Origin of the sequence: Diaphorobacter ruginosibacter (assembly GCF_040396215.1) — a bacterium.
Lineage (GTDB): Bacteria > Pseudomonadota > Gammaproteobacteria > Burkholderiales > Burkholderiaceae_C > Diaphorobacter_A > Diaphorobacter_A ruginosibacter_A.
On the sequence record NZ_JBEBOW010000187.1, the window covers coordinates 1 to 5333 of the forward strand.

Annotated in this window: 5 protein-coding genes; 4 read left to right on the forward strand and 1 reads right to left on the reverse strand. The window is 66.6% G+C overall.

What is annotated here, in order from left to right; translation table 11 throughout:
• Nucleotides 1-168: 168 nt before the first annotated feature.
• The 3 genes from ABWP92_RS16240 to tsaD all read left to right on the forward strand — a co-directional run bounded on the left by ABWP92_RS16240 (nt 169) and on the right by tsaD (nt 2705).
• Nucleotides 169-822, forward strand: coding sequence for a DUF937 domain-containing protein (locus ABWP92_RS16240; RefSeq protein WP_353236445.1), 654 nt, complete (start codon nt 169-171; stop codon nt 820-822).
• Nucleotides 823-1142: 320 nt separating this feature from the next.
• Nucleotides 1143-1589 (forward strand): CBS domain-containing protein, encoded by a 447-nt coding sequence (locus tag ABWP92_RS16245; protein WP_353236446.1) that lies wholly within the window; start codon nt 1143-1145, stop codon nt 1587-1589.
• A gap of 75 nt (nt 1590-1664) precedes the next feature.
• The gene (gene tsaD / locus ABWP92_RS16250) at nt 1665-2705 is read left to right on the forward strand and encodes a tRNA (adenosine(37)-N6)-threonylcarbamoyltransferase complex transferase subunit TsaD (protein WP_353236447.1); all 1041 of its coding nucleotides are present in this window, start codon (nt 1665-1667) and stop codon (nt 2703-2705) included.
• Nucleotides 2706-2761: 56 nt separating this feature from the next.
• Here tsaD and wrbA read toward each other — a convergent pair whose 3' ends face one another.
• The gene (gene wrbA / locus ABWP92_RS16255) at nt 2762-3364 is read right to left on the reverse strand and encodes an NAD(P)H:quinone oxidoreductase (RefSeq protein WP_353236448.1); all 603 of its coding nucleotides are present in this window, start codon (nt 3362-3364) and stop codon (nt 2762-2764) included.
• Between the two features lie 469 nt (nt 3365-3833).
• Between wrbA and ABWP92_RS16260 the strand changes: the two genes are divergently transcribed.
• On the forward strand, nt 3834-5333 hold a 1500-nt coding region (locus ABWP92_RS16260), incomplete at its 3' end, for an efflux transporter outer membrane subunit (protein ID WP_353236449.1).

Consider the following 5333-nt stretch of genomic DNA (forward strand, 5'->3'; position numbering starts at 1 on the left):
AGGCGGAAAGTGCTCGTCCGATTTGTCAACTTTCGTCCTTCTGTCGCCTGTAGGGACATGCACTGCCATGGATTCAGATTCGCCGAATAACATCGTCGGTCCGCGCCTGGCCTTGTGGACATGTTCCAAGGGCACAATGCGCACATTCCCAACCTGAAGGATCGGACCATGAATACCAACGACAACGCCTCCCTGGCGGAGGAACTGATGGCGCAGTTGCAAGGCGCGCCCATGCAGCAGATCGCGCAACAGCTTGGTACCAATCAACAGGAGGCCGGCAGCGCGGTGGGTATGGCATTGCCGATGCTGCTTGGCGCCCTGGGCCATAACGCGCAGCAGCCTGGCGGGGCGGATTCCCTGATGAACGCCCTGCAGGGCCACATGCCCAGCCAGCAGCCCCAGGCGGCGATGGGCATGGGCGGCCTCGACCTGGGCGGCCTGCTGGGTTCGGTGCTGGGCGGCGGCGCGGCCGCGGGCTCCCAGTCGATGGGAGCCGACATCCTGGGCCACATCTTCGGCGGCAGGCAGCAAAGCGCTGGCAACAGCCTGGGCCAGGCCACGGGGCTTGGCGCCAGCGGTGGCCAGTTGCTGCAGATCCTTGCGCCGATCGTGATGGCTTTCCTGGCCAATCGCGTGCAGGCGGGCGGGGTGGATTCCGGCGGCCTGGGCAACATGCTCGGCCAGGAGAAGGCCCGCGCGCAGCAGCAGGGTGGATTGGGGGGCGGCCTGCTGGGCAGCCTGCTGGACCAGGACGGCGACGGCAAGGTGGATATCGGCGACCTGCTGAAGATGGGGACGAGTCTGCTGGGCGGACGCCGCTGATCCGCACGGCCAGGACGGCCTGGCAAGAAACCATGAATGGCGCCTGGAACGGCGGGGCCGGGAGATCCGGCTCCGCCGTTTTTGTTGTGTCGGGCATGCGAGGAGGGCGTGTTTTTTTCGCGATACATCCTCGAAATGGGCGCAAATGAAATGGCCGTTGCAATCCGTTTCCATCGCAAACCCTAATCGGGCGGGCTCAGGGTTGCATGGCGGTGCGGCTTGGTCAACACTGTCTCTGTCAATTCTTTGTCAATTGCATCTGCTTGAATCCAATTGGCCCGGATTGAACGCGTGTCCACTGATCAAAAGAGGAGGTTCACATGACGACGGTTGCCGAAGTTCTCAAGTCCAAGCCTGATTCCCAGGTATTCGCCGTAGCCCCTTCCGACACGATTCTCAGCGCGCTGAAGCTCATGGCGGACAAGGGCATTGGCGCCTTGCTGGTGCTCGACGATCAGGGCGGCATCGAGGGTATCTTCTCGGAGCGGGACTATGCCCGCAAGGTCGTGCTGCTGGGACGCTCGTCGGGCGATACGCCGGTCAGCGAGATCATGACCCGCGCCGTGCGCTACGTCCATCCGGACAACAACACCGACGAATGCATGGCGTTGATGACCGCCAACCGTATCCGGCATCTGCCGGTGGTGCATCAGGGCGCGGTGATCGGACTCGTCTCCATCGGGGATCTGGTCAAGAACATCATGCAGCAGCAGAAGTTCCTGATCGAGCAGATGGAGCAGTACATCACCGGCAATGCGATGACCTGAGCGGGCGGCTCGTGAGCGTGCGTGTCCTTTCCCCTTTGGCCGACGGAAATCGCCGCGGGAACTACACTTGCGCCCATGAGTTCGTTGATCCTGGGCTTCGAGTCCTCCTGCGATGAAACCGGTGTCGCCCTGGTGCGCGTGCCGGATGGCGCGGGTGTGCCCACACTTCTTTCACATGCCTTGCACAGCCAGATCGAGATGCATCGCGCCTATGGCGGGGTGGTGCCCGAGCTGGCCAGCCGCGACCATATCCGCCGCGTCCTGCCATTGACCGAGCATGTGCTCGAGGAAGCGGGGGCGAACCTTTGCGACGTGGATGTGGTCGCCTTCACGCGCGGCCCGGGCCTGGCCGGCGCCCTGCTGGTCGGAGCTGGCGTGGCATGCTCCATGGCGGCCGCGCTGGACCGGCCGGTGCTGGGCGTGCACCATCTGGAGGGGCATTTGCTTTCGCCTTTCCTGAGCGCCGATCCGCCGCAGTTTCCCTTCGTCGCCCTGCTGGTGTCCGGCGGGCACACGCAGCTCATGCGTGTCGATGGCGTGGGGCGGTACGAAATCCTCGGCGAAACCATCGACGATGCGGCAGGCGAGGCGTTCGACAAGTCCGCCAAGCTGATGGGGCTGCCGTACCCGGGCGGGCCGGTGCTGTCCAGGCTGGCGCAGAGCGGCGACCCCAAGGCATTCAAGCTGCCCCGGCCCCTGCTGCACTCGGGCGACCTGGATTTTTCGTTTGCCGGCCTGAAAACCGCCGTGCTCACGCAGGCCAGGAAGCTCGGCGATGCTCTGCAGGAGCGCAAGGCCGATCTGGCCGCCAGCACGCAGGCCGCCATCGTGGAAGTGCTGGTGAAGAAAACCCTGGCCGCGCTCGAGCGGACCGGGATGAAGCGCGTGGTGGTGGCCGGCGGCGTGGGCGCGAACAGGCTGCTGCGCGAACAACTCGACAGCGCCTGCGAAAAGCGTGGGATACGGGTGCACTATCCCGAAATGCACCTGTGCACCGACAACGGCGCGATGATCGCGATGGCCGCGGCCATGCGCCTGCAGGCTGGACGCGAGACGGCGAACAAGGAATACGCCTTCGACGTGAAGCCGCGCTGGCCGCTCGATTCCCTGCGCTGAACGGCCCCCCCCGCATGGGAGGGCCTGGCGAGCGCCGGGGGCGGCAGGCAGAAAGGTCAGCCCGCGATCTTCACCGCCAGTTCCGCCACGGCCTTGCCCTGGCCGCGCGCGACCGACAGTTCTTCGGCATGCGGTTGGCGCGAGCCGTCCGGGGCGGCGATGGTGGATGCGCCATAGGGTGAATTACCGCCCTTGACCGCCGACAAATTGGTTTGCTCCGGAAAGCGGTAGCCCAGGGGCACGATCAGCATGCCATGGTGCGCCAGGGTGGCCCAGGTGGTCACGACGGTCATCTCCTGGCCCCCGCCGGTGCCGGTGGATGTGAACACGCTGCCCACCTTGCCGACCAGCGCGCCCTTGGCCCACAGGCCGCCGGTCTGGTCCCAGAAATTGCGCATCTGCGCGGTCATGTTGCCGAAGCGGGTGGGGGTGCCGACGATGATGGCGTCATATTCGGCCAACTCCGAAGGCGAGGCCACGGCGGCTGCCTGATCCGCCTTGCCGCCGGCGTTCTTGAACACATCCGCCGGCATGGTTTCCGGAACGCGCTTGACCGTCACCTGCGCACCCCCGACGCTTCGCGCGCCCTCGGCCACGGCGTTGGCCATGGTTTCGATATGACCGTACATGGAGTGGTAGAGCACGAGAATCTTGGCCATCATGAATCCTTCCTGAATGGGTTTGAGGGGGCTGGAGCGTCCATTGTGTCGCCAAAGCGGGCCGCCATTGGCTCCGCATCTGGAACAATGCGTCCTGGAATCGGCGTGCCCGGCGCAAGCCTCTGGATTGTCGGTCCCGCCCTTGGGCCAGGCATGTCGGACGATGCCGTGCGCTGAGAACGTGTTCACGATCTCCTCGCGGCTGCGTAGAGATCGTGAACACGTTCTGAGGCTGGCGGGGAATTTACAGACACTTCACACGGGCGATGCGTGGGCGACAAGACAGGCCATCACAATGACACCAAAGGGCGCTGCCGCCACGGCGCGCAGCGCCCGGATCCATCGAGGGACCCCGCCCGCCAGCCGCGCAAAGCACCCGCGACAACCTCTGTCGCCCGGGGCCGTGCCGGCTCGCGGCGTGGCAACAAGTGAACACATGAACCATTGCACAACTCCAGAACCGCACCGGATGCGGGACTCGAAAGGCATTCCCGTCCTTGCGGCGCGCCTTTGCACATTGAGCCTGGCCATCGTGCTTGCGGGCTGCTCGGCGATCGCCGTGGATCGCGGCCTGCCGGGACAAAGCGCGCGGGTAGAGGTACCTCGGCAATGGGCCGGGGCGGGTGACGGGGCCTTGGCGCTGTCGCCCGCCGAGGTCGATGCCCGCCTGGTCCAATGGTGGACTCTGCTGGGCGACGGCGAACTCACGTCCCTGATCGAGCAGGCGCTCGAGGCCAATCCCGGGCTTCGCGCGGCCCACATGGCCGTCGTGCAGGCGCGGGCGCAGTTCGAGCAGACGCGCGCGGGCACGCTGCCCGGCGTCGATGCCTCCGGTTCGGCGCAACGCTCGCGCCAGGGCAATGACGGCAGCTCGAACTATTTCAGCGCGGGCCTGGATGCCAGTTGGGAAATCGACCTGTTTGGCAAGCTGCGCTCGGGCGTCGCGGCCAGCGAGGCGGATTTCCAGGCCAGCCGCGCCTCGCTCGAAGGCTCGAGGGTGTCGCTCGCGGCGGAGGTGGCTCTGGCCTATGTCGAATTGCGCAGCGCCCAGCAACGGCTGGTGATCGCGCAGGACAACCTCGGGAGCCAGCAGGAGACACTGCAGATCACCGAATGGCGGATGCAGGCGGGGCTGACCACGTCGCTCGTCGTCGAGCAGTCGCGCACGCAGGTGCGGCAGACGGCCGCGCAGCTCCCGCAGCTTGCCAGCAGCATCGCGCAGAGCCGCCATGCGCTGGCGGTGCTGACGGGCAGGACGCCAGCGGCTCTGGACGAGCAGCTGTCCCGCACGCAGGCGCTGCCTTCCGCGCCCGCGCAACTGACGATGCGCTTTCCCGCCGATACGCTGAACCAGCGCCCCGACGTGTGGCAGGCAGGCGAGCAGGTGCGGGCGGCGCTCGCGCGCGTCGATGAGGCCCAGGCCTCGCGCTATCCAAGCCTCAAGCTGAGCGGCTCGCTAGGGCTGGGCGCGGCCACGGTAGGCGCCCTGACGGGCGGCTCGGCGGTGGCGGCTTCGATCCTGGGCGGCCTTTCCGTGCCGGTGTTCGATGGCGGCGCGCTGCGCGCGCAGGTCGAAGCCCGGGCGGCGGCGCTGGAGCAGTCGCGCAGCAACTACCAGTCCACGGTATTGGCCGCGCTGCAAGAGGTGGAGGATGCGCTCGCCGCCATCAAGGGCGATGGCGAGCGGCTCTTGGGGCTGGAAGCAGCGGCGCAATCGGCCGCCAATGCCAATTTGCTCGCGCAGCACCAATACACCAGCGGGCTGGTCGATTTCCAGACCGTGCTGGAGACACAGCGCACGCTGCTCTCCGCGCAGGACAGCGTGGTGAGCACGCGCGCCAGCCTGCTGGGCGGCCACATCAGCCTCTACAAGGCGCTGGGGGGCGGCTGGTCGCCCCAGGACGACGAGGGGCCGCCCGGCCAGGCCGGGCGCAGGACGACAACAGATTCACAGATTTCCCAGGCAGGT

Coding starts and splice junctions, on each gene's coding strand:
- ABWP92_RS16240 (WP_353236445.1), top strand. CDS start 169: ATGAATACCAACGACAACGCCTCCCTGGCGGAGGAACTGATGGCGCAG.
- ABWP92_RS16245 (WP_353236446.1), top strand. CDS start 1,143: ATGACGACGGTTGCCGAAGTTCTCAAGTCCAAGCCTGATTCCCAGGTA.
- tsaD (WP_353236447.1), top strand. CDS start 1,665: ATGAGTTCGTTGATCCTGGGCTTCGAGTCCTCCTGCGATGAAACCGGT.
- wrbA (WP_353236448.1), bottom strand. CDS start 3,364: ATGGCCAAGATTCTCGTGCTCTACCACTCCATGTACGGTCATATCGAA.